The sequence below is a fragment of the Allorhizocola rhizosphaerae genome (genome assembly GCF_003426775.1).
Classification (GTDB): Bacteria; Actinomycetota; Actinomycetes; order Mycobacteriales; family Micromonosporaceae; genus Allorhizocola; species Allorhizocola rhizosphaerae.
Genome location: NZ_QJUG01000030.1, coordinates 22,348 through 44,712, shown reverse-complemented (window position 1 = coordinate 44,712; position 22,365 = coordinate 22,348). Strand labels below are relative to the sequence as shown.

Genomic DNA, 22,365 nt, shown 5'->3' with positions numbered 1-22,365 from the left:
ATTCAAACACACGTTCGAACGCTGGCCAAACCCGTTCGGGGTGGTCCCGGCCGTCGTGACCGCCGACGGCCGGGACCCGTCGGCGTCAGCCGTCGACCGACACTATGGTCCGGCCCACGGTGGACGTCCCATCGCCGAACGCGATGACGCCGAGGTAGCGCACGCCGGCCGTGAGTCCGTTCCACGCCACCGTGACGGTTGCCGAACCACCGAGCGTGACCGCCTGCGAGGCGGGCGTCGCGGTGAGGTTGCCCGCCGCGCCGCTGCCCACAATCCAGTGGTTGTGTTGGATGTCAACGCCCGGGACGCCGCCCGGCAACGAGAAGGCGACCACGTAGATGTCGTAGTTGCCGGCTGCGGACAGCGTCACCGATTCCTCGGCGGTGCCGCCCGCACTCAGTCCAACGAGGACATTGGTACCCGCCTGATAAACAAAGAGATCTATATCGGTACCCGCCGGGTAGTCAGCGTCGAACGTCGAGAACCGCGCGACCTGGCTACCGGCCGGCACCGCGACCGTTGTCCGGCCGACACCCGGGCCGACGGCCGGTGCGCCCGTGTTGAACGCGGGCTCGGTGCCCACGACCGGAATCGTGGTCACCGTCGAGGCGACCAGCCCGTTGGCCGAAGCCGTGAGCGTGCCGCTGTAGCCGGCCTTGACGGCGAGCGTTGACGACCCGCTCGTGCCGCTGCCGTGCGTCTCACCGACGACCGACAGCGCCACCGGGCGTACCGCGATGTTGCTGCGCACCTCGTGGTCGCGCCCAAGGAAACCGGGGAACTCCCGCCACGTCAACGATCCGAACGCGTACTGCCCGAGCGGGGCGTTCGTCCGCGTGATCGTCACCTTGAACGAGGCCGTCTTCCCCTTCGGGATGATCAGCACGGACGGCGAGACCTTGACCGTGAACCCGGGCGGGGCCTCCACCTTCGCCGTGTAGAGCGCCGCGTGCTTGCCGACGTTGGTCACCTTGCGGGTGACGGTCTGCTTGCCCGCGAGGTCGCCGACCGCGATCGTCGGGTAGTTGAGATCGCTGGGATCGACGCTGCCGAACGTGTCGCACGTCGGCCCGGTCAGCTGCCCGGTCCCGCAGATGAACTGCACCCAGTTGTCGAACCCGGAGTCGTACACGAGCCCGGGGTCGAACATCTCCTTCGGTGTCACGTGCCCGGCGCCGAAGTCCAGCGGGTTGGCGTTGACCCCGGCCCGCTGGATGGGCGTGCCGGAGTTGTCCTTCTGGCCCGCCGTCGTCATCATCGCCGACTTGATCCAGATGGGCGACCAGCTCTGGTGCTTGCTCTTGATCAGTGCGCCGAGCCCGGCGATGTGCGGGCTCGACATCGAGGTCCCGGAAATGGCTCCGTACAGGTTGCCGTTGTTGCCGGTCGGCGAGGTCCCGGCGATGACGTCGACGCCCGGCGCGGTGATGTCCGGCTTGAGCAGGTCGCCACCTGCCGACAGCGCGGGCCCCGCAGACGAGAAGGACGCCATCTCGGGCGCCCGGCCCACCTGCGTGACGCTGGCCCCCTGCGCGGCGGTCGCTCCGGCCCCTGCCGCGTATGCCTTGATGGCCAAGCCATCCGCGCTCTGCAGGTGCACGGTCGGGACGAAGTGGAAGTCGGCGTTGAGCGAGCTGTCCGGATCGTTGTAAAGGATCATGCCGACCCCGCCCGCGTCGCGCACGGCCCGGCTCTTGTCGGTGCGCGCGTTGACGCCGCGCTTGCACAGCACGATCTTCCCGGTCACCTTGGCCGGGTCGAGCCTGCCGACGTAGCACAGCTCCACCTCGTTGGCCGGAGCCCCGGCGAGGCCGGCGTTCACCGAGTCGATCAGCGGTGACGACGGCACGGCCGGTCCTATCCCGACACCGGTGTACGTCGTGCCGTTGCCCAACGTCACCGACTTGGCGAAGGCGCGGTCGTGGGTGCTCGCCGCGACGGTCGTCAGCCACGGCGAGTTGTGCGCGACCGTGCTCGCGCCCGGCCCCGAGTTGCCCGCCGACGCGGCCACGAAGATCCCGGCGTCGGCCGCGTTGAGGAACGCCACCTCGACCGGGTCCAGCACGGACGTACGCGAACCGGAGATCGAGTAGTTGAGCACGTCGACACCGTCGGCGATCGCGTCATCGATCGCGTTGACCGCGTCGAGCGTGCCACACCCGTCGGCCCAACAGATCTTGTAGATGGACAGGCGTGCCGCCGGGGCCATGCCCGACGCCTTGCCCACCGTCACGCCGTTGATGACCGCGTCGACGGGGCCGTTGCCGGCGGCGGTCGAGGCGGTGTGCGAGCCGTGACTGTCGTCGTCGCGCGGCGACAGCGACTCCCACTCGGCGCTCAGCCCGCTGTCGTTGTACCAGCGAGCGCCCAGCACCTTGTTGTTGCACGTCACCGGGTTGGTCACGCCGGCGTCGCAGGTGCCGTGCCACTTCGACGCGATCACCGCCGCGTCCGGCCGAGGCTCGGGCAGCGGCGCGAACGAGGGGATCTCGGGCCAGAAGCCCGTGTCGATGACCCCGACGATCACGCCTTCGCCGGCGCGCGCCTGGCCGCCGAACTGCCTTTGCCACGCGCCCGATCCGCCCTCCAGCCCGAGGAACTGGGGCGTGGAGATGGTGTCGAGCTTGCGTACCTCGTTCTTCCAGACCTTCACCACGGCCGGGTCCTTGGCGAGCTTGGCCGCCTGCACACCGGTGAGCTTGGCCCCGAAGCCGTTGAACACGACGGCGAAATCGTCAATCTTCTGCTTCGGGTCGGCGCCCGCAGCGCGCAGCACACGGTCGTGCTGTGCCTTCAGGTGTTGCCGGTAGGCCTTGGCCGCAGCCGTGTTGACATCGACCCGCTGGCCCGTCGCCGGTTTCGTCGCGGACAGGCCCGCGACGCCTCCCCTGTATCCGGCGATCGGGTCTCCGGCGGTCTGGACGATGTAGAGCTGGGCGGCCTGCGGTGCGGCAGGCGCAGTCGCCTGTGCACTGCCGGCTGTCGCCACCACGAGTGCGGTCATCACCGCGGTGGCTAGTGCGCTTCGGGCCGGGTGTCTTGCCCCGGCCGACAGCGATAATGACACTTTGCGAACCTCCCTGTGCTCTGCCTTTCGTGGACACGTTCAGTCCACGTGCGGAGCCTAAGAGGCGTTCAAAAATATCGGAATGGTCAAATCAGCCAATGCGTGTATTGGGCTGACCTATTGGTTCACCGCCGGGTGGCACGGTGCAGGGCGACGATGCCGCCGGTGAGGTTGCGCCAGCCCACCTTGGTCCAGCCGTTCTCCCCGATGATCGTGGACAGCTGGCGCTGATCGGGCCAGGATCGGATGGACTCCGCCAGATAGACGTATGCCTCCGGATTGCTGGACACCCGCTTGGCCACGGCCGGCAGCGACCGCATGAGGTATTGCAGATAGGCCGTCCGGAACAGGGCGTTGGTGGGATGCGAGAACTCGCAGATCACCATGCGCCCGCCCGGCTTGGTGACCCGGGCCAGCTCGCGCAGCGCGGCCGGGGTGTTGGCCACGTTGCGCAGCACGAAGGCCGTGGTCACCGCGTCGAACGTGTTGTCGGCGAACGGAAGCGCGAGCGCGTCGCCCGCGACCAGGTGCACCGACGGGCGGGTGCGCCGGCCCACGGCGAGCATGCCGAGGGAGATGTCGACGCCGATGACGGACGCGCCCGAGCGGGCAAGCTCCTGCGTGGACACTCCGGTGCCCGCGCCGAGGTCGAGCACGCGCTCGCCCGGCTGCGGCTTCAGCGCGGCCCGCGTGGACTTGCGCCACGACCGGTCCTGCCCGAACGACAGCACGGTGTTGGTCAGGTCGTACTTCTCCGCCACGCCGTCGAACATCGCGGCGATCTCGTTGGGTTCCTTGTCCAAGTCGGCCCTCATCAAACGTTCACTATCGACGAGAAGTGAGACGTTACGCGGTCGTCGGTCGGGTCGTCGTCGGGAGTCCAGTGCACGGTCAGATGGTTGTAGAGGGTGTCGCGCTGGGCTGGAATCCGCCCCGCGCTGCGGATGAGGTGCACCAGATCCATCAGGTTGGATCGGTGTTTGGCGCCCGCCGAGGAGATGACGTTTTCCTCCAACATGATCGAGCCGAGGTCGTCCACGCCCATGTGCAGGGCGAGCTGGCCGACGTCTTTGCCGGTGGTGAGCCACGACGCCTGCAGGTGCGCGACGTTGTGGAAGAACAGCCGCGCCACCGCGATCAACCGCAGGTATTCCAGGGAGGTCGCCTGAGTCCTGCCCTTGAGGTGGTTGTTTTCCGGTTGGTAGGTCCACGGGATGAATGCCCGGAACCCTCCCGTGCGGTCCTGCACGTCGCGGATCATGCGCATGTGCTCGATCCGCTCGGCGTTGGTCTCGCCCGTCCCCATCATCATGGTGGCGGTCGACTCGACGCCGAGGTGGTGCGCGACCTCCATCACCTCCAGCCAACGCGCCCCCGACTCCTTAAGCGGCGCAATGGCTTTGCGCGGGCGGTCGGGCAGCATCTCGGCGCCCGCGCCCGCGATCGAGTCCAGCCCGGCCTCCTTGATCGCCTTGATCGCGTCCTCGATGGACACGCCGCTGACCTTGGCCATGTGCAGGATCTCCGACGGCCCGATGGAGTGGATCACCAGCTGGGGGTAGGCCCGCTTCACGGCCGAGAACAACTCGACGTAATAGTCCACTCCGTAGTCCGGATGGTGCCCGCCCTGCAGCATCACCTGCGTCGCGCCGAGCTCCACCGCCTCGCCGCACCGCCGCAGGATCTCGTCGAGGTCGTGGCTCCAACCCTCCGCGTGCTTCGGCGCCCGGTAGAACGCGCAGAACTTGCAGGCCGTGACGCAGACGTTGGTGTAATTGATGTTTCGGTCGATGAGATAGGTGACGATTCCTTGGGGGTACCGGCGGCGCCGCACCGCGTCGGCCGCCTCGCCCAGCGCATGAAACGGCGCGTCCGTGTAGAGGAGCAGGGCTTCCTCATCGGAGATCCGCCCATCGTCGGCAGCCCGCTGCAGGATGTCATCAATCAGCGCCGTCATGCTCGCCAGCGTACTTGCGCAGGCGCGACGCCAACCACGAGGCCCAGGCGGAGAGGCCGCGCTGCGATTCGATACCCAGCCGCAACGCCGCATAGTTGCCGAAGTTGGGGTGACCTGGATCATCCTCCAGCTCGCCGAGCTCCCGCTCGAACACGGCCGCCTTGGCGAGCGCATCGGCCGCGACCTCCTCGTACAGCACCGCCATCCGCGCCGGATCGGCGGCGCCAACCGCATAGGCCTTCAGCGCCACCTCGCTGCGCGGCGTGAACGCGGGCGGCTGCGGCAGCCACTCGGCCAGCGCGCGCCGGCCCGACCCGGTGATCGTGTATGTCTTCTTGGCGCGCGGCCCCGGCCCGGCCTCCTCGTGCACCTCGACGTGCCCGGCCTCGGTGAGCCGGGCCAGCTCCGGATAGATCTGGCTGTGGTTGGCCACCCAGAAGTGCCCGATCGGCCGCTTCATCCGCCGGGTCAGCTCGTACCCGGTCGCGGGCCCACGCGTCAGCAGCGACAGCAGCGCATACCCGAGCGTGGACACATCAGACAGCCTACGTGGGTTGACATCACCACGGGCCCACTATGTAAGTTCTGACATATGAGGCTCACCCCGATCCTGGCCGTGCTCGCGCTCGCGGCCGGCTGCTCGACGCCGTCCGGCCCATCCGGCCCCGCCGTGACGCCCACATCGCAAGCGCCGCAAGCAAAAGCGGAGACTCCCGCCCCCGGCGACCATGTGGGCGCCTTCACCGACTCCAAGGGCACGGTTCGCAGATATCTCCTGCACGCGCCGCCGAACTATGCGCGCGGCAACGCGTACCCCCTCGTCATGGTTTTTCATGGTCAACCGGGGACAGCGGCCGACATGCCGAAGGTGAGCGGCATGAACGAGGTGGCCGACGCGAACGGATTCCTCGTGGTGTATCCGGATCAGACCTCGCTGCCCGAGGCGGTCGGCGAGCTGATCGACCACATCACGCGCCTGTGGGGCGTGGATCCCAAGCGGGTGCATGCCAGCGGCTTCTTCCGCGGCGCCAATGTCGTCTACGAGATAGCCGAGAAGCTGCCCGGCCGGTTTGGTTCGGTGGCGCCGGTCGCCGGCACGGGGGCGAGCGACCGGCCACTGCCCAAGCCGGTCTCGCTGCTGACGTTTCAGGGCGGCCAGGACAGGCTCGCGCAAACATGGACGCCGACCAACGACAACTGGGCCAAGGCCGCGGGCTGCACCGACGAGAAGGTCACCAGCATCACGATGGAGGGCGGCCCGACCCACATCTACACGACCACCTGCGCGGGCGGCACCGAACACGTCGTCTACTCCGTGACCCGGATGGGTCACACCTGGCCCGCCGACGCCGGCAAGCTTATCTGGGAGTTCTTCACAAAACATCCGCTTAGGACTTGAGCCTGGCTGCTCTATATGGATGGCCGTCCACGCTTCTACGAAACCCGGTTCCTCCGCTGACGACTAGGCGTCGTAGTCGAGGGCGAGCTGGTCGCTGGTGGGCATGGACTGACACGTCAGGACATAGCCGGCGGCCAGCTCGTCCGGTTCGAGCGCCCAGTTCGCCGCCATCTGTACGGTGCCCGCCACCAGCTTGGCCCGGCACGTCGAGCACACCCCGCCCTTGCACGCGAACGGAAGCTCGCCGCGGTGCCGCAGGGCCGCGTCGAGCACCCGCTCGCCCCGCTCCATCGCGAACTCCGTCGACCGTCCGTCCAGGACGATGCGCACGTTGACCGTCGGCCCGCCGGCCGGCACCGCCACCGGCGCGGTCTCCTCGGCGTGGAACAGCTCGGTGTGCACGCGCCCGCTCGCGCCCGTCTGCGCCAGCGCCTCCTTGGCCGACCGCACGACGCCCAGCGGCCCGCACAGGAACCACTCCTCGGTCTCCTCCAGCCCGAGCGCCTTGATGAGCTCGCAAATCCGTTGCGTATCAAGCCTTCCGGAGAGAAGGTCGCTCGGCTGGCTCTCCCGGGACAAGACGTGGATTATTTGCATTCTTTGCGGGTACCGGTCTTTGAGCTCGGCCAGCGCGTCGGCGAACATGACCTCGGCCGCGCCGCGGTTGCCGCAGATGACCGTGAACGTGCTGCCCCGCTCGACCGCAAGCACCGTCGCCACAAGGGAAAGCACAGGCGTGACGCCCGATCCGGCCACGATGGCCGCGTAGCGCCGCGCCCGCGCCGGATCGACCGCCGTGGTGAAGTGCCCGAGCGGTGGCAGGACCGACAGCACGTCACCGGGCCGCAGCTCCTGCGCCCTGGTCGAGAAGACTCCGGTGGGCACGCGCTTGACGCCCACCCGCAACACGCCCCTGTCGGCCAGATCGCTCGGCGTGGAACAGATCGAGTACGACCGGCGCAGCTCGCCGTCACGAAAGGTCAGGTGCTGCCCCGGCTTGAACGCGAACGTGCCGCGCAGCTCCTGCGGCACGCGCAGGGTCAACGCGACCGACACCGGCGTCAGACGCTCCACATCGGACACCTCTAGGTCGTGGAACACGCTCCTCATAGCGTCTTCACCGCGTTGAACGGCTCGGCGCAGCCCAGGCACCGGCGCAGCGCCTGGCACGGCGTGCTCGCGTAGCGGCTGATCTGCAGCGTCTTGGCCGAGTCGCAGTGCGGGCAGGCGGTCGACCCGGGCGGCGCGATCCCGGCCCGGTGCAGCGCCTCGTGCCCGGCAGGGGTGATCATGTCGGTGGACCACGCCGGGCTCAGCTTGGTCACCACCGCCACGTCATCGAACCCCTTACGCGCCAACGCCTTGCGGATGTCTTCGCGGATCGCGTCCATCGCCGGGCATCCGGAGTACGTCGGTGTGATCGTCACGACCACGCGCGCGCCTTCCTGCGCCACGTCTCGCAGGATGCCCAGCTCCGCAATGGTCACCACCCGCAGCTCGGGATCCACCACCTTCGACACCACGTCATAGGGGGTCACCACTGCACCCCCGGATGCGCCCGATGCAGCGCCTGCATCTCAGCGAGCACGTAACTCAGGTGCTCGGTGTGCCGCCCGCTGCGCCCGCCGGATGGCCGCCATGTGTCATGGGAAGGCTTCACGAGCGTCGCCTCCTTCAACACCGGCTCCACAATGGACAGCCAGTCGTCGCGGATGCCCTCGGTCAGCTCGTGCGTGTACGGCCACAACTCCTCGACGGCCGCCTGCACCCGCTCGCGTGAAAGGGAGGTCCCATCACCGAGCCGGATCACCCACTGTGTCGCGTGATCGAGGTGGTACGCCGACTCCTTCACCGCTTTGGCCGCGACCTCGTTGTCCCACGCCTCGTAGCGCAGTTTTTGCGCCGCCGCGAGGAAAAGCAGCCACACCACGGTCCAGCCGAAGTCGAGATCCCCGCGCGCCCGCCCGAACGGCAACTCCACCAGCAGGCAGTTGCGAAACTCGGCGTCACCCCTTCGGTAGGCGAGCTCGTCCTCGTCGCCCAGCGATTGGAGCAGCAGCCGGGCCACGCCCAGCTGGTCGAGCGCGATGTTGGTCAGCGCGACGTCCTCCTCCAGCGTCGGCGCACGCGCCACCCACTCGCTGAGCCGCTGCGCCGCGATCAGCGCATCATCGGCAAGCTCCAATGGCGTCCCTCCGCTGCGCTGCGGGACGCGTGCCTGCTGATTCACTCGGGACGAGCCCTCGCTCATGGGGTCGGTCACAGGTGCTCGACCCCCTCCGGCAGCTCGTAGAACGTCGGATGCCGGTAGATCTTGTCGCCCGCCGGATCGAAGAACGAGTCCTTCTCGTCGGGGCTCGACGCGGTGATCTCCGACGCCGGTACCACCCAAATCGAAACGCCCTCTTGCCGCCGCGTATAGAGGTCACGGGCATGGCGCAGGGCCATCCGGGCATCGGGTGCGTGCAGACTGCCCACATGGGTGTGCGACAGCCCACGCCGCGGCCGCACGAACACCTCCCACAACGGCTCGTTCATGCGGTCTTTCCTTTCGCCGCATAGGCCGCCGCCGCCTCGCGCACCCACGCCCCCTCGTCGTGCGCGCGCCGGCGATGGGCCATCCGCTGCCGGTTGCACGGCCCGTCGCCCTTCACCACGCGCATCAGCTCGTCGAAGTCGGGCGGCGTGAAGTCGTAGTGCCCTCGCTGCTCATTCCACTTCAAGTCCGGATCGGGCAGCGTCAGCCCCAGAATGTCGGCCTGCGGCACACACATGTCGACAAACCGCTGCCGCAGTTCGTCGTTCGAGAACCGTTTGATCTTCCACGCCATGGACTGCGCCGAGTGGGTCGACTCCGAGTCGGGCGGGCCGAACATCGCCAGCGACGGATACCACCACCGGTTCACCGCGTCCTGCGCCATCCGCCGCTGCTCCGGCGAACCGTTGGCCAGCACATAGAGCGACTGGTAGCCCTGCCGCTGATGGAACGACTCCTCCTTGCAGATCCGGATCATCGCGCGCGCATACGGACCATACGAACAGCGACACAGGGGAACCTGGTTGACAATCGCCGCACCGTCGACAAGCCAGCCGATCGCGCCCATATCGGCCCAGGTCAGAGTGGGATAATTAAAGATCGAGCTGTACTTCTGCCGCCCGCTCAGAAGCGCTTCGGTCAGCTCCTCGCGGGTCACCCCTAGCGTTTCGGCGGCGGCATACAGGTAAAGACCATGTCCCGCCTCGTCCTGCACCTTCGCCAGCAGGATCGCCTTCCGACGCAGAGAGGGCGCCCGGGTGATCCAGTTCCCCTCTGGCTGCATTCCGATGATCTCCGAGTGCGCGTGCTGCGCGATCTGACGGATGAGGCCCTTGCGGTAGTCCTCGGGCATCACGTCACGCGGCTCGATCTTCTGGTCCGCCTCGATGACCGCTTCGAACGACCCGGCGCCCGCGCGGTCAGCGGCCGCCCGCAGTGCGGCCTCGGCCCGCTCGACCTCGCCGAGCAGCCCATCGGCGCCCTTGACTGCCGGTGTGTCCACACCCTCAGTGTTACAGAATTTCCCCGTCAGGTGCAACGAGTGTCACATGCCAGTCGAGAGCTTGATCACGGCAGCAGCGCGATCACCCATTCGGGCCCAGGTCAAGCGGCCGGTCCCGGCCTACAGTCGAACTTGAGACCCCCTCGATTGGAGCTTTCCCTCGTGGCTCGCCGCACCCCCACGATCCTCGCCATCGCCGCCACAGTCGCGGTCGGGCTCGGCGTGATCGTGCCTCGGGCCGCCGCCGACCACGCCGTGGTCGCGCGCTGGGAGAACCCCGCGTCCCCGCCAACGACATCCGCCGCGCCTCAAGAGATGGTCAGCGGGCACACTTCGACCGTGAACGTCGACTTCTCCGGCGAGTTCCTGGGCTGGGCCATGTACGACCGGCACACCGGCGTGCTGACCGGCGCCAACATGAGCGAGACCAGCAGCACCGAATCGATGGTCAAGGCCTGGCTGGTGGCCGACTACCTCCGGGATGCGAGGGCACCGAGCGACTACCACCTCAAGCAGGCCAGCGAGGCCATCCGGTGGTCCGACGACGATGCCGCCCAGATCCTTTACGAGGCGCGCGGCGGCAACGCCTCGATCGAGCGCATGATCTCGGTGTGCGGCCTGGTCGACACCGAGGTCCATGACGGCTGGTGGAGCCGCACGCAGATGTCCCCGCGCGACGCGATCAAGCTGGGCGAGTGCCTGGCCGACGGCACGGCCGCCGGGCCCGACTGGACCGAATGGCTGCTGTCCGAGATGCGCAACGTGCAGGGCACCGCGGCACCCGAGGATCAGCAGAAGACCCGCGGTGGCGGTCGATGGGGAATCATCGATGGGGTACCGGTCGACAGCGCACCGTCCGTCGCCCTCAAGAACGGCTGGACATCGATCGGCGCCGACGGCAACTGGCACCTCAACTGCCTGGCCCTGACCGGCGACTGGACCATGTCGGTGATGATGCGCTACCCCGATGAGCTGGGCCTGGAATACGGCGCCGGCATCTGCCGACAAATCGCACATCGATTGCTGGGCTAGGCTACCCCCGGCGTTCCCCCCAAAACGCTAGGAGCCACACCATGCCCCCACTTTTCCCGTCGATCATGAACTTACGTCCATGCTCGGCAGCGCGTCATTTCCAGAACTTCATGATCGACCGAGCGGGCCCGGCGGGTCCACATTGGACTGGCCGCGCGGCGAATCGCGGCATATATGGGATTTATGATGCTTTGCAAAGCCGGATTTGCATCCGTTGCGAGCGTGGGTAACGTGGGGGCGATGAAACGGCGCACCCTCATCGCCGGTGGCGCCGGCCTGTTCGTTGGTGGGGTGGGGCTCATGGCGGGTGCGGGCTGGCGGGCATTTCAGCGATCGCCGGGCGATCCGCGGACCGAGCCTCTGATCGAGGAGCCGGCGCCCGTGCCGACGCCCGCCCCACCCAAGTTTGATCTGTCCAAATTGGACGGCTCGCAGCTGGTGTCCATCGACGCGACCGGCTGGCACTCGTGGGCGCTGATCGACCACAACGACGGCGCGATGACCGGCTCGGCCACGTTCAACGAGATCAGCCGCACGTGCTCGGTCATCAAGGTGTGGATCGCCGCCGACTACCTGCGCACCAAAAACCCGAGCTCGTCAAAGCAGGCCGCGATCTCCAAGATGATCCGCGACAGCGACAACGCGTCCGCCACGACATTGTTCGCCGAGCTGGGCAAGTCCGCGTCATTCAAGCGCATGCAGGAGATGTGCGGGCTGACCGACTTCACGCCCGGCAGCTCGTGGGGGCAGTGCCAGATGTCGTCGCGCGACATGGCCCGGCTGGCCGCCAAGGTGCAAGACGGGACCGCCGCTGGTCCAAACTGGACGGAGTGGTTGATCAGCGAGATGCGGCTGGTGCGGCTGGGCACGTGGGGCATCCGCGAGGCATTCCCGCCGGACCAGGCGGCACAGCTGCCGATCAAGAACGGCTGGGACACGACCGCCGCCACCAAGACCCGGCACATGAACTGCATGGCCATCACGTCGCGGTGGAGCCTGATGGTGATGACCCGCTATCCCATCTCCTACTCCGGCGGCGACCGCCACGGGCAGGCCATCTGCCGCGATGTCACGGCCCAACTGCTACAGCGAGAAGAACTCAAGCCGCTGTTCGAAGCCTGAAGACGGCCGCGTGTCGAGGCCCGGCGATGGCGCCGGGTCGAAGCGTGACGACAGCCGCGGGTCGAGGCCTGACTGGCTCACGCGGCGGGCGAATTCGAGCAGGCCGTCGATCTGGCGTTTGCCGAGCGAGAAGTCGAGCACCCGGAAGTACGAGGCCAGGGTCGCCGCGTCGAACGGCTCCCACCGGGCGGCGGCCGCCGCGACCTCGTCGAGGTTGGCCTGGCACAGGTCACGCGAACGCAGAAACGCCTCATGCACGTCCTTGACCAGACCCGGATGCGCGGCCGCGAACTCGCGCCGCACGCCCCACACCGCAAACACCATGGGCAGCCCGGTCCACTCGCGCCAGGCCTGGCCCAAATCGGTCACGGCCAGCCCGCGCCGCGGGGCCTCGAACAGCGCCCGCAGCGCGACATCGCCGATCAGCACGGCCGCGTCGGCCTCCAGCAACATCTCGGTCAGATCGGGCGGGCAGGTGAAGAACTCCGGCTCGACCCCGTATCGCTCGCCCAGCACGAGCTGCGCGAGCAGCACACCAGTACGCGACGTGCTGCCCAGCGCCACGCGGGCCCCGTCGAGCTCGCCCAGCGAGCGGGTCGAGACGACGTTGACCGACAGCACCGGCCCGTCGGACCCGACCGCGAGGTCTGGCAGGAGCAGCAGCTCGTCGGCGTGGCGCAGGTATTCCACCAGTGAGATCGGACCGATGTCGAGATCGCCGCGCACGAGCGCGGAGCTGAGCCGGTCCGGAGAGTCCTTGTATAGCTCGACGTCAATGAGTGCGCCCGACCGCATCAGTCCCCAGTACAGGGGAAGGCAGTTCAGGAACTGGATGTGCCCGACTCTGGGACGTCTCATGAGTTGAGACGATACCGGGCGCGACCAGCAGCACGGCCAGCAACCCGAGTACGCCGGCCCCGACGAACACCCAGCGCGGCTCGACGACTTCGAGCACGAGCCCGCCCGCCACGTATCCGAGCAGCGCACCGCCCTGGACCCGCGATTGCAGCGCGGTCGCGGCGCGCCCTCTCGCCGCGGCGGGGGCGCGCCGGCCCAACAGCGTGCCGATTATCACGTTCTGCCCGCCGTTGAGCGCGCCACCCACGAGGTACAACGGCACGATCCACAGCACGGCCGTCACCGCGCCCACGGCGCCGACGACCACCGAGATGATGCCCAGGCTCACGAACATCCAGCGCACGACGGCCAGGTCGGTCGTCGCAGGACGGAGCACGCGGGCGCACAGCCACGCACCGGCCAGCATCCCGGCCGTCCACACGGCGTCGACCAGTCCATACATCGTGGCTGAGCTGCCCAGCGTGCCGCGGATGAAGAACACCGCGACGACGTTGACCGTCGAGACCGCCCCCACGATGAGCGCCATGCCCCACACGACGGCCCTGAACATGCGGTCATCGGAGAGCTTCCAGTCGACGGGCGGCGCATTGTCCACCTTGGACGAGGCCACGCCGCGACGCGTTTTGAGCAGCAGCCCGGCCACGATGGTCGCGACGAAGCCGAACGATGCGATCTGCAGCGTGCCGCGCACGTCTCCCGCGCCGACCAGGAACCCGGCCAGTGCCGGTCCGGCCATGAGCCCGATCGAGCTGGCGGTCTGCCCGATGGCGCTGGCCTTGGGCAGGTCGTCGCGCGTGACCATGGCGGGCAGCAGGGCCGACCGGGTGGGCCCGGCCACCGCGCTGAACGTGGCCAGCGCGACCCCTCCGGCCACGACCCACTCGAACCGATCGGCGTTGACCAGCAGCTGGCACGACACGACCTGTCCGACGCCCGCACACACCAGCAGCAGGCGGCTGTCGAACCGGTCGACGAGGCGGCCCATGAACCTGCCGAGCACGACCATGGGCAGCGACTCGGCGATGATCAGCGTCGCCACCTGCAGGCCGCTGGCGCCCCGCTCCTGCAGGCCGAGCACGAGCGTGACCATCACGAGAAAGGCCCCGGTCGCGCCGACCAGCGTGACCGAGGCCGAAAGGTAGACGTCAGACCATCTCGACCGGGCCGGAGTTGCGAAGGACATACTTCGAAGTATTCACTTCACATCTGCGGCGCGCAAGCGAGCGCAGCCCGTGCAAACAGCACTCTCCGCGCAAACAGAAACTCCCGCCCAAGCGGGCACTCGCCGGGCAGGCGAGCCTCAGCTTTCGCGCAAGGGCAGCAGCGGCGCACCGCGGAGCTGCAGGGTGACCGTGCGCGCGTCTGGCGGCGGATCCTTGCGCACCCGCCGCCGATACGGCTCGCATAGTTTGTGCACCTTGTCGATCAAGTCGGCCAGCTCGTCCGCCGTCATGACCAGCGTGTTGTCGGTCATCGTCGCCACGTCGTACCACTTGCCGCCGTGCTCCCGGGCATCGGCCAGGAACCGGCGCAGTTTGTCGTTCTGGTGCGCCAGGATCGCCTCGGCCATGGCCAGCTCGTCGGCCTTGTTCTTCCCCTCGCCGGACACCTCGTACTGGGCAAATTTGCGCTGCCAGACGCGCTCGCGCCCGTCGCCGCGGCTCGGGCCCTCCTGGATGAGCCCCGCCTTGGCCATCGCGCGCAGGTGATAGCTGGTCGCACTGGGCGACAGGCCGACCACCTCGGCGCACTCGGTCGCGGTCGCTCCGGCCTCGTTGACCGCCAGGTGCTCAAGGATCGCCAGCCGGGCCGGGTGGGCCAGCGCCCGCATCACTGCCGGGTCACTGATTCGCGCGCGTTCTTCTGCCACGCCCGTAAGTATGGCCATATTTGCGGCGGCGTAATTCGGTGGAGGCTGCCGCGCACTGGCGCGTATGCTCGATGCCCGCTTGACGGCCGCGGTGAGGTAGCACCGAAGCGGACGTCGCGCGCTGGGGACGGCGATCCGGTTCCCGGAAACGCGAAGCGAGCAGACGAATGACCCGATGGGAAGTCACCGTGCCCGCATCCGATCTTGAAGACGATCCGCTGGAACTCGAACGTGCCCACCTCAAGACCTCCCGGGATGCCCTCAAGGCCATGCGCGAGCGTGCCGAGGCAATGTTCGCCGTGGGCGACCGGGTCGCAGGCGACGCCTACACGGCCGAGCAACTGGGCCGACAGATGGTGCAGCGCATCAAGGAATTGGCCGACAACCCTGACACCCCATTGTTTTTCGGCAAGCTGACGATGGATTCGCATGAGCGGTTTCACATCGGGCGGCGGCATGTCACCGACGCCGCAGGTGAGCCCCTCGTACTCGATTGGCGGGCCGGGCTGAGCCGCAGGTTCTATCAGGCCAGCGCACGCGACCCGCAGGGCGTGGCGGTGCGGCGCCGGTTCGGCTTCGCCAAGGGCGAGCTGACCGGCTTCGAAGACGAACATCTCGATCGCGGCGAGGAGCTCGGCACGGCCAGCGCCATCCTGACCGCCGAGATCGAGCGGCCCCGCGTCGGGCCGATGCGCGACATCGTGGCCACGATCCAACCCGACCAGGACGTGCTGGTGCGCGCCGACCTCGACGAGACCATCTGCGTGCAGGGCGCGCCCGGCACCGGAAAGACCGCCGTCGGCCTGCATCGCGCAGCGTATTTGCTTTATGAGTACCGTGAACGCCTCCGCCGATCCGGCGTGCTCATCGTCGGTCCAAACCGGACGTTCCTGCGCTACATCGGCGATGTGCTCCCGGCTCTGGGCGAGATCGAGGTCGAACAGTCCACAATGGACGATCTGCTGGACCGTGTGCCCGTCAAAGGCGTTGACCCGCCCGGGGTTGCGGCGCTCAAGCACGATCCGCGCATCGCCGAGGCGTTGCATGCCGCGTTGTGGGGGCGGATCGGTGAGCCGACCGCGCCCATCGTGGTCCCAGACGGTTCGTATCGCTGGCGGATCGACGAGGGTGTGCTCAAGCGCCTCATCCGCAGCGTGCGGGAAGAAGGCCCCGCCTATGCCGTGGGCCGCGAGCGGCTCCGGGCCAGGGTCGTGGGTCTGCTGCAACGGCAGGCCGAGTCCCGCCGGGCCGAATCGCCGTCGGACGCGTGGCTGCGCCGGATGGGCAAGGCCAAACCGGTGACGGAGTTCCTCGACTCGTGCTGGCCCGCCGTCAAGCCCGAACAGGTGGTGGCCGCCTTCCTGGCCGAGCCGCCCGACGGGTTCGAATTGCTCAAGCGCGCCACGACCAGGTGGACGGCTGCCGACGCGGTGCTCGTCGACGAGGTGGCCGGGATGATGGACCGGATGCCGAGCTTCGGCCACATCGTGATCGACGAGGCGCAGGACCTGTCGCCCATGCAGGCGCGGGCGCTCGCGCGGCGCAGCACCCACGGCTCGCTCACCGTGCTCGGTGATCTCGCGCAGGGCACGACCCCGTGGGCGGCCCGGGACTGGCGCGACGTGCTCGCCGATCTGGACAAGGAATCGGGGCAGGTCGTCCCGCTCAGCACGGGCTTCCGGGTACCAGAAAAGGTCATTGAATTGGCAAACCGGTTGCTGGCGCGGCTCGATGTCGAGGTACCACCGGCGACCTCGCTTCGGGCGGACGGCAGCCTGGAGATACGGGAGTCGGGTGACGTGGCGGGTGCGGTCGCCGGGTTGCTCGCCCGGGAGGGTTCGATCGGGGTAATCGTTGCGGACGCGTCTGTGTCGTCCGTTCGGGCGCTCGCGCCGGAGGATCAACGGGTCGACGTCGTCCCGGTGACCCTCGTGAAGGGCCTGGAGTATGACCACGTGCTGGTAGTCGAGCCGGCCGACATAGTCGAGGCGGAGGAGCGCGGATTGCACCGGTTGTATGTCGCACTCACCCGAGCGGTCACTAGTCTGACGGTTTTGCACACGAAGCCCCTTCCTGAGGCATTCGCGACCACAATGGCGGTATGAAAAAGGGGTATCCAGTGGGGGCGCCCAGCTGGATAGATCTTTGCAGCACCGACCTCGCGGGGTCGCACTGCTTCTACGGCGCGCTGTTCGGCTGGACCGCGCAGGAGCTCGGTCCCGAGGCCAAGGGCGTGGGCTTCTATCTCAAGGACGATCGCATGGTGGCGGGCTTCGGCCCGGCAACGGAATCGTCGCGGCGGACCAGTTGGGCCGTCTACTTCCACACCCGCGACGTCACCGTCGCCGCCGACCGGGTCGTGAAGCTGGGCGGCCGGGTGGTCGCCCGACCGTTGCAGGTCTTCGACAACGGGTGGATGGCGGTGTTCGCCGACCCGGCGGGAGCCTATTTTTCGGTGTGGCAGCCGGAGAAACACCTCGGTTCCGAGGTCTCCGGCGTGCCGGGCAGCCTCAGCTGGGCCGAGCTTTACACGAGCGATGTCGAGGCGGCAAAAGCCTTCTACACCAACGTTTTGGATGTGTCCGCGCGCGGTCCGCTGCTCGAATCCGGCGATGTGGCCGTGGCGGGCGTGACGCGGGCGGCACAGAACCGCTGGGCGGTCTGCTTCGCGGTCGAAGACGTCGACGTCGCGACCGAGCAGGCGCTCGCCATGGGCGGGTCACGCCGGCGGCGGCACGACTCGCCCGCGGGCCGGCTGGCCGTGCTCACCGATCCGCAGGGTGGCAGATTCGGCCTCATCGGCCCGACAATGGGACATGCGCACCTTCATCACTCACCTTGAGTCTCCGTAGGAGGGACGGCAGTGAGCTCTGTTCCGGTTACCTTCTCGCTTAGCCGGCGGGGGCTGCTGGGAAGTGCCGCCGCCCTCGCCGCCGTCGCGTCGTGCCAGCCGCGCGCGGCGCAGCCGCCGCTGGTCGAGACGAGCGCCCCGCCGCTCGACCCTCGTGATTGGACGAGTGTGCGGGCGCAGTTCGCGCTCGACCAGCGGCTGGCGCACCTGGCAGCGTTCGTGTTCGCCGCGCCACCCGCGCAGGTGCGCGAGGCCATCGCCCGCCACCGGGCCGGGTTCGACGCCAACACGGTGGAATACTTGCACGCCAACGAGGGCATGATGGAACGGTCGATCCATCAGTGGGCGGCCGGCTATCTCGGGGTCCGCACCGATGAGATCATGTTCACCGATTCCACCACGATGGGGCTGGGACTGCTCTATCACGGGCTGAAACTGTCGCCCGGTGACGAGATCCTGACCAGTGAGCACGACTTCTTCGCCACGCACGAGTCCTTGCGGTTCCGCGCCGAGCGGGACGGGGTTCGGGTCAACCGGGTGCGGCTGTATCAGGATCCCTTCAACACGAGCGTCGACGAAATCGTGTCGAACCTGGCGCGGGCCTTCACCCCGGCAACGAAGGTCGTGGCGCTGACGTGGGTCCACTCCGGCACGGGGGTCAAGCTTCCGGTGCGCGAGATAGCGTCCTTTTTGAACGGTCGCGCACTGTTGTGTTTGGACAGTGTGCACGGCTTCGGCGCGCAGGACGCGGGCCCGGCCGAGCTCGGCTGCGACTTCCTGATCTCGGGCTGCCACAAGTGGCTGTTCGGCCCGCGCGGCACGGGCCTGATCTGGGGCACGCCGGCGGCGTGGGCGCGATATCAGCCCAGCATCCCGACCTTCCAGCCGGAGCGGAGGCCGCAGTCCACGCCTGGCGGATACCACGCGTTCGAGCACCAGTGGGCGCTGGCCGAGACGTTCGACTTCCACAAGCGCATCGGGCGGGACCGGATCGCCGCCCGCGTTCACGAGCTCAACGGGCGGCTCAAGGACGGGCTGGCCGGGATCAAGGGCGTGCGGCTGATCACGCCTCGGTCGCCGGACCTCTCGGCCGGCATCGTGTGCTGCGTGGTGGGCGACTCGGAGCCGCCGGAACTGGTCGTGCGGCTGCGCGACAAGGGGGTCGTCGCGAGCGCCAGCCCGTACAACCCGTCATATCTGCGGTTCGGTGCGAGCATCGCCACGCTGGAGGCCGACGTGGACAAGGCCATTGACACCGTTCGGGGTCTGTAGAGTTGGGCATGTGAGTCCCTACCTGAAGTACACGCTCGCCCGCCTCGGGCTGTTCGCCGTGGTGCTGCTCGGGCTGTGGCCGATCTCGGCGCTGAGCCTGCTGCTCAAGCTCATGATCGCTGTGCTGGTGAGCGCGGTGCTGAGCTGGTTCCTGCTGCGCGGGATGCGCGACGAGGTGGCCGGGCGGGTCGAGCAGACCATGCAGCGGCGGCGTGAGGAGCGGGAAAAGTTGCGTTCGGCACTCGCGGGCGACGACGACAAGCCCGTCCAGTAGCGTGTTCTCCTGACCGCGCGAGCAGCGAAGCCGGTGAGAATCCGGCGCTGTCCCGCAACTGTGATGGCCCGTTTTGAGACGGAAACGGGTCGAGCCAGGTCGCCTGCCCGCGGTCGCTCCCAACGATGACGCCCGCGCGTGAAGGGCTGGAGGAGGACAGAGGACACATGAGTGACGGCTTGTCCCGAGCGAATCGGCAGGCATGCGCCGCGGAGCGCCGCGCAGGGACGCCATTGAAGAGGCGGCTTTTTGCTTCGCTTGCCGCGGTTGCGGTGCTGGCGGTGGCCGGATGCACCACGAATACTGAGCCTTCGGCCAACCCGCCAAGCTCCAACGCGTACCCACAAAGAATCGTCTCTTTGTCTCCGACGGCGACCGAGATGCTTTACGCGATCGGCGCGGGCAAGCAGGTCATCGCCGTCGACGAGTACTCGAACTACCCGGCGGACGTGCCCAAGACCGACCTTTCCGGCTTCACGCCGAACGCGGAGGCGATCGCCGCGAAGAACCCCGATCTGGTCGTGCTCACCGCGGATGCGAAGGGGATCGTCGGCCAGCTGGCCAACCTCAAGATCAGGACGCTGCTGACCCCGGCCGCGAAGACCCTCGAAGACACATACCAGCAGATCAGTGAGCTGGGGCAGGCCACGGGCCACGCCGGCGAGGCGCTCGCGCTCACCAAGCAGATCAAGGATGACCTCGACAAGCTGGTCAAGGACCTGCCCAAGCGGAGCAAACCGCTGACGTACTTCTATGAGGTTGATCCTTCCGGATACACGGCCACATCCAAGACCTTCATCGGCTCGCTGTTCACGATGGCGGGCCTGGTCAACGTGGCCGACCCGGCCGACCCGTCGGGCACGGGATATCCGCAGCTCAACGCCGAGGCGCTGATCAAGGCCAACCCCGACATGATCTTCCTGGCGGACACGATCATGGGCGAGACCCCGGAGAAGGTGAAGGCTCGGGCCGGCTGGCAGGCGGTCACCGCGGTGAGCAAGGGCCAGGTCTACGCGCTTGACAGCGACATCGCCTCCCGCTGGGGCCCGCGCGTGGTCGACCTGATGCGGTCCATCATCGACGCGGTCGGCAAAGCTCCCACAGCGTGAAACCCACACGGCCTCACGACGTGCGGCCCGCACGGCCTCACGATGTGCGGCCCGCACGGCTGAGCCGCTGGTGGCTCGCGGCAGGGGTGGCGTCCGTGCTCGCCACCCTGGTGCTGGGCGTATCGCTCGGGCCGGTGTCGCTGCCGCCGGCGGCCGTCGTGCTCGAATTGCTCGGGCTCGAATCCGGGCTCGACGAGCGCGAGGCCGCCATCGTCACCCAGATCCGGCTCCCGCGCGTCCTTTTAGGACTTTTGGTCGGCGGGATGCTGGCGCTCGCGGGCGGGTGCTTCCAGGGCGTGTTCCGCAACCCGCTGGCCGATCCCTATCTGATCGGCATCGCGGCCGGGGCGGGGCTCGGTGCGACTGCGGCCATCGTGCTGCGGCTGGACAACTCCATCATGCCGGTATTCGCCTTCTTGGGCGCGCTGCTCGCGGCCGTGACCGCGTACGCCCTGGGCAGCGCGCGCAACCTGATCCTGGCCGGCGTCGCCATCGCGAGTTTCCTGTCGGCCATCCAAACCTATTTGCTGCAACGGAATGTGGACACCATCCTGGAGGTGTACTCGTGGCTGCTCGGGCGGCTGGCCACGGACGGCTACGGGGATGTGTGGCAGCTCGTGCCCTACGTGGCGGTGGCTTCGATCGTCGTGCTGGCGTTGCGGCGCGAGCTTGACGTCCTGAGCGTCGGCGATGCGGAGGCGGCCTCGCTGGGCCTGCACCCGCAGCGGTCACGGCTCATCCTGCTCGGGGCGGCGGCGCTCGGGACCGCTGCGGCCGTGGCGGTTTCGGGGCTTATCGCGTTTGTCGGCATCATCGTGCCGCACATGGTGCGGATGCTCGCGGGCACGTCTTATCGCACGATCCTGCCGCTGTCGCTACTGTTCGGCGGTGCTTTCCTTGCCCTGGCCGACCTGGGGGCGCGCACCATCATCGCGCCCGGCGAGCTGCCGATCGGTGTGGTGACAGCGTTTTTCGGGGCGCCGTTCTTCATTCTCGTGATGCGCACCAGCAAGGCGGTGCCGCTGTGATGCTGGCCGCCACGTCCGTGCACGTTTCCTTGGACGGCAACGCCATCCTGCGCGGGGTCGACCTGGCGGTGGCCGAGGGCGAGTGGGTCACCATCATCGGACCCAACGGCGCCGGCAAATCGACCTTCCTGCGCGCCGTTGGCGGCTTCCTGCCATACTCGGGTTCAATTCTCTTATCCGGTACGGAGACCGGCGCGCACTCGCGGCGGCAGCGTGCGCGGATCGTGGCCAGCGTGGCGCAGCAACCGGTGGTGCCACCCGGGATCCGGGTCTTCGACTATGTCCTGTTAGGACGGACCCCGTACATTCCGTTGCTGGGGCGCGAGTCTTTGCAAGACTTGTCCATTGTGGAGGAGCGGCTGCACGCGTTGGACCTGCTACCGTTCGCCTCGCGCCGGCTCGACACGCTGTCGGGCGGCGAGCGCCAGCGCGTCTACCTCGCGCGTGCGCTCGCCCAATCGGCGCCGTTACTGTTGCTCGACGAGCCCACGTCCGCTCTGGACATCGGGCACCAGCAGGAGGTGCTCGAACTGGTCGACGGCCTGCGGCGCGCGCACGGCCTGACCGTACTGGCCACCATGCACGACCTTTCGCTGGCCGGCGAATACGCCGACCGCCTCGTGCTCATGTCCGACGGCACCGTGGCCGCATCCGGCCCACCCTCAGCGGTGTTGACAGAGGAGCTCCTGCGCTCCCACTACCGCGCCAACGTCCGCGTCATCGACGCCGACTTCGGCCCCGTTGTCGTCCCAGTGCGCTAACTACCCGCCCCTGCCCCGAGCGCACCGCGACATTGCGGTGACGGGTCAAGGTTGGCGCGAAAGGGTTCGTGCTGACCCTGACCCGTTGCTCGTGTTGCTACAGGCTGAGGCCGGTCCAGCCGGACCAGCCGTTGGAGTAGTACCGCAACATCGGCCGCGATACTCGGCCAGCAACATGCTGGCCGAGTATCGCGGACCAGTGGAGTCCATCCGGCAAGCGCGGTAC

General features: G+C 68.1%; 22 protein-coding genes and 1 riboswitch. Of the genes, 10 read left to right on the top strand and 12 right to left on the bottom strand.

Features of this window, described 5'->3' with window-relative positions; genetic code table 11:
* Window positions 1–85 precede the first annotated feature (85 nt).
* The 4 genes from DM816_RS08810 to DM816_RS08795 all read right to left on the bottom strand — a co-directional run bounded on the left by DM816_RS08810 (window position 86) and on the right by DM816_RS08795 (window position 5,559).
* Entirely contained in the window at window positions 86–3,067 is a 2,982-nt protein-coding gene (locus DM816_RS08810) for a S8 family peptidase (RefSeq protein WP_246001727.1), read from the bottom strand.
* A gap of 125 nt (window positions 3,068–3,192) precedes the next feature.
* Window positions 3,193–3,882, bottom strand: a complete 690-nt coding sequence (locus DM816_RS08805) for a demethylmenaquinone methyltransferase (RefSeq protein ID WP_117209656.1) — start codon at window positions 3,880–3,882, stop codon at window positions 3,193–3,195.
* Window positions 3,882–5,024 carry a cyclic dehypoxanthinyl futalosine synthase gene (gene mqnC, locus DM816_RS08800; protein WP_117209655.1) on the bottom strand — a complete coding sequence of 381 codons (1,143 nt, stop codon included), beginning with the start codon at window positions 5,022–5,024 and terminating at the stop codon, window positions 3,882–3,884. The genes DM816_RS08805 and mqnC overlap by 1 nt, the downstream gene beginning before the upstream one ends.
* A complete protein-coding gene (locus DM816_RS08795) occupies window positions 5,008–5,559 on the bottom strand; it encodes a PadR family transcriptional regulator (RefSeq protein WP_117209654.1) in 552 nt (183 codons plus the stop codon). Before DM816_RS08795 ends, mqnC begins: the two co-directional genes overlap by 17 nt.
* Before the next feature lie 57 nt (window positions 5,560–5,616).
* On the opposite strand from DM816_RS08795, the gene DM816_RS08790 reads away from it, so the two are divergent.
* The gene (locus tag DM816_RS08790) at window positions 5,617–6,423 is read left to right on the top strand and encodes a CE1 family esterase (RefSeq protein WP_117209653.1); all 807 of its coding nucleotides are present in this window, start codon (window positions 5,617–5,619) and stop codon (window positions 6,421–6,423) included.
* A gap of 63 nt (window positions 6,424–6,486) precedes the next feature.
* Here DM816_RS08790 and DM816_RS08785 read toward each other — a convergent pair whose 3' ends face one another.
* Genes DM816_RS08785 through paaA form a run of 5 tightly spaced genes read right to left on the bottom strand, consistent with a single transcriptional unit; the run spans window position 6,487 to window position 9,962 of the window.
* On the bottom strand, window positions 6,487–7,533 hold the full coding sequence (locus tag DM816_RS08785) for a 2Fe-2S iron-sulfur cluster-binding protein (RefSeq protein ID WP_117209652.1): 1,047 nt from the start codon (window positions 7,531–7,533) through the stop codon (window positions 6,487–6,489).
* A complete protein-coding gene (paaD, locus tag DM816_RS08780; RefSeq protein ID WP_117209651.1) occupies window positions 7,530–7,964 on the bottom strand; it encodes a 1,2-phenylacetyl-CoA epoxidase subunit PaaD in 435 nt (144 codons plus the stop codon). The genes DM816_RS08785 and paaD overlap by 4 nt, the downstream gene beginning before the upstream one ends.
* Complete coding sequence (paaC, locus tag DM816_RS08775; RefSeq protein ID WP_246001725.1) at window positions 7,958–8,686, bottom strand: 1,2-phenylacetyl-CoA epoxidase subunit PaaC; 729 nt, start codon at window positions 8,684–8,686, stop codon at window positions 7,958–7,960. Before paaC ends, paaD begins: the two co-directional genes overlap by 7 nt.
* Window positions 8,683–8,961: a 1,2-phenylacetyl-CoA epoxidase subunit PaaB gene (gene paaB / locus DM816_RS08770; RefSeq protein WP_117209650.1), complete on the bottom strand. Its 279-nt coding sequence runs from the start codon at window positions 8,959–8,961 to the stop codon at window positions 8,683–8,685. The genes paaC and paaB overlap by 4 nt, the downstream gene beginning before the upstream one ends.
* Complete coding sequence (paaA, locus tag DM816_RS08765) at window positions 8,958–9,962, bottom strand: 1,2-phenylacetyl-CoA epoxidase subunit PaaA (RefSeq protein ID WP_117209649.1); 1,005 nt, start codon at window positions 9,960–9,962, stop codon at window positions 8,958–8,960. The genes paaB and paaA overlap by 4 nt, the downstream gene beginning before the upstream one ends.
* A 162-nt stretch (window positions 9,963–10,124) precedes the next feature.
* Here paaA and DM816_RS08760 point away from each other — a divergent pair, with 162 nt between their 5' ends.
* Both DM816_RS08760 and DM816_RS08755 read left to right on the top strand, forming a co-directional pair.
* The gene (locus DM816_RS08760; protein WP_117209664.1) at window positions 10,125–10,994 is read left to right on the top strand and encodes a serine hydrolase; all 870 of its coding nucleotides are present in this window, start codon (window positions 10,125–10,127) and stop codon (window positions 10,992–10,994) included.
* Between the two features lie 240 nt (window positions 10,995–11,234).
* A complete protein-coding gene (locus DM816_RS08755) occupies window positions 11,235–12,116 on the top strand; it encodes a serine hydrolase (protein WP_117209648.1) in 882 nt (293 codons plus the stop codon).
* Here DM816_RS08755 and DM816_RS08750 read toward each other — a convergent pair.
* The 3 genes from DM816_RS08750 to DM816_RS08740 form a co-directional block, all read right to left on the bottom strand.
* Complete coding sequence (locus DM816_RS08750) at window positions 12,078–12,974, bottom strand: menaquinone biosynthetic enzyme MqnA/MqnD family protein (RefSeq protein ID WP_117209647.1); 897 nt, start codon at window positions 12,972–12,974, stop codon at window positions 12,078–12,080. The genes DM816_RS08755 and DM816_RS08750 overlap by 39 nt on opposite strands.
* Entirely contained in the window at window positions 12,889–14,157 is a 1,269-nt protein-coding gene (locus DM816_RS08745; protein WP_117209646.1) for an MFS transporter, read from the bottom strand. Before DM816_RS08745 ends, DM816_RS08750 begins: the two co-directional genes overlap by 86 nt.
* A 117-nt stretch (window positions 14,158–14,274) precedes the next feature.
* The gene (locus DM816_RS08740; protein ID WP_246001723.1) at window positions 14,275–14,844 is read right to left on the bottom strand and encodes an ArsR/SmtB family transcription factor; all 570 of its coding nucleotides are present in this window, start codon (window positions 14,842–14,844) and stop codon (window positions 14,275–14,277) included.
* Window positions 14,845–15,011: 167 nt separating this feature from the next.
* Here DM816_RS08740 and DM816_RS08735 point away from each other — a divergent pair, with 167 nt between their 5' ends.
* The 7 genes from DM816_RS08735 (at window position 15,012) to DM816_RS08705 (ending at window position 22,139) form a co-directional block, all read left to right on the top strand.
* Complete coding sequence (locus DM816_RS08735) at window positions 15,012–16,949, top strand: HelD family protein (protein WP_170318795.1); 1,938 nt, start codon at window positions 15,012–15,014, stop codon at window positions 16,947–16,949.
* The gene (locus tag DM816_RS08730) at window positions 16,946–17,686 is read left to right on the top strand and encodes a VOC family protein (RefSeq protein WP_162907260.1); all 741 of its coding nucleotides are present in this window, start codon (window positions 16,946–16,948) and stop codon (window positions 17,684–17,686) included. Before DM816_RS08735 ends, DM816_RS08730 begins: the two co-directional genes overlap by 4 nt.
* Window positions 17,687–17,707: 21 nt before the next feature.
* On the top strand, window positions 17,708–18,967 hold the full coding sequence (locus DM816_RS08725; RefSeq protein ID WP_117209643.1) for an aminotransferase class V-fold PLP-dependent enzyme: 1,260 nt from the start codon (window positions 17,708–17,710) through the stop codon (window positions 18,965–18,967).
* 10 nt (window positions 18,968–18,977) lie between these two features.
* A complete protein-coding gene (locus DM816_RS08720; protein WP_162907259.1) occupies window positions 18,978–19,241 on the top strand; it encodes a DUF4229 domain-containing protein in 264 nt (87 codons plus the stop codon).
* Window positions 19,226–19,366, top strand: a riboswitch (cobalamin riboswitch). (Overlaps the previous gene by 16 nt.)
* A 234-nt stretch (window positions 19,367–19,600) precedes the next feature.
* The gene (locus tag DM816_RS08715) at window positions 19,601–20,350 is read left to right on the top strand and encodes an ABC transporter substrate-binding protein (protein WP_425455229.1); all 750 of its coding nucleotides are present in this window, start codon (window positions 19,601–19,603) and stop codon (window positions 20,348–20,350) included.
* A complete protein-coding gene (locus tag DM816_RS08710; RefSeq protein ID WP_162907258.1) occupies window positions 20,347–21,378 on the top strand; it encodes a FecCD family ABC transporter permease in 1,032 nt (343 codons plus the stop codon). Before DM816_RS08715 ends, DM816_RS08710 begins: the two co-directional genes overlap by 4 nt.
* Window positions 21,378–22,139 (top strand): ABC transporter ATP-binding protein, encoded by a 762-nt coding sequence (locus tag DM816_RS08705; RefSeq protein WP_117209662.1) that lies wholly within the window; start codon window positions 21,378–21,380, stop codon window positions 22,137–22,139. The genes DM816_RS08710 and DM816_RS08705 overlap by 1 nt, the downstream gene beginning before the upstream one ends.
* Window positions 22,140–22,365 lie beyond the last annotated feature (226 nt).

Coding starts and splice junctions, on each gene's coding strand:
- DM816_RS08805 (WP_117209656.1), bottom strand. CDS start 3,882: ATGAGGGCCGACTTGGACAAGGAACCCAACGAGATCGCCGCGATGTTC.
- mqnC (WP_117209655.1), bottom strand. CDS start 5,024: ATGACGGCGCTGATTGATGACATCCTGCAGCGGGCTGCCGACGATGGG.
- DM816_RS08790 (WP_117209653.1), top strand. CDS start 5,617: ATGAGGCTCACCCCGATCCTGGCCGTGCTCGCGCTCGCGGCCGGCTGC.
- DM816_RS08785 (WP_117209652.1), bottom strand. CDS start 7,533: ATGAGGAGCGTGTTCCACGACCTAGAGGTGTCCGATGTGGAGCGTCTG.
- paaB (WP_117209650.1), bottom strand. CDS start 8,961: ATGAACGAGCCGTTGTGGGAGGTGTTCGTGCGGCCGCGGCGTGGGCTG.
- DM816_RS08755 (WP_117209648.1), top strand. CDS start 11,235: ATGAAACGGCGCACCCTCATCGCCGGTGGCGCCGGCCTGTTCGTTGGT.
- DM816_RS08750 (WP_117209647.1), bottom strand. CDS start 12,974: ATGAGACGTCCCAGAGTCGGGCACATCCAGTTCCTGAACTGCCTTCCC.
- DM816_RS08745 (WP_117209646.1), bottom strand. CDS start 14,157: ATGTCCTTCGCAACTCCGGCCCGGTCGAGATGGTCTGACGTCTACCTT.
- DM816_RS08735 (WP_170318795.1), top strand. CDS start 15,012: ATGACCCGATGGGAAGTCACCGTGCCCGCATCCGATCTTGAAGACGAT.
- DM816_RS08730 (WP_162907260.1), top strand. CDS start 16,946: ATGAAAAAGGGGTATCCAGTGGGGGCGCCCAGCTGGATAGATCTTTGC.
- DM816_RS08705 (WP_117209662.1), top strand. CDS start 21,378: ATGCTGGCCGCCACGTCCGTGCACGTTTCCTTGGACGGCAACGCCATC.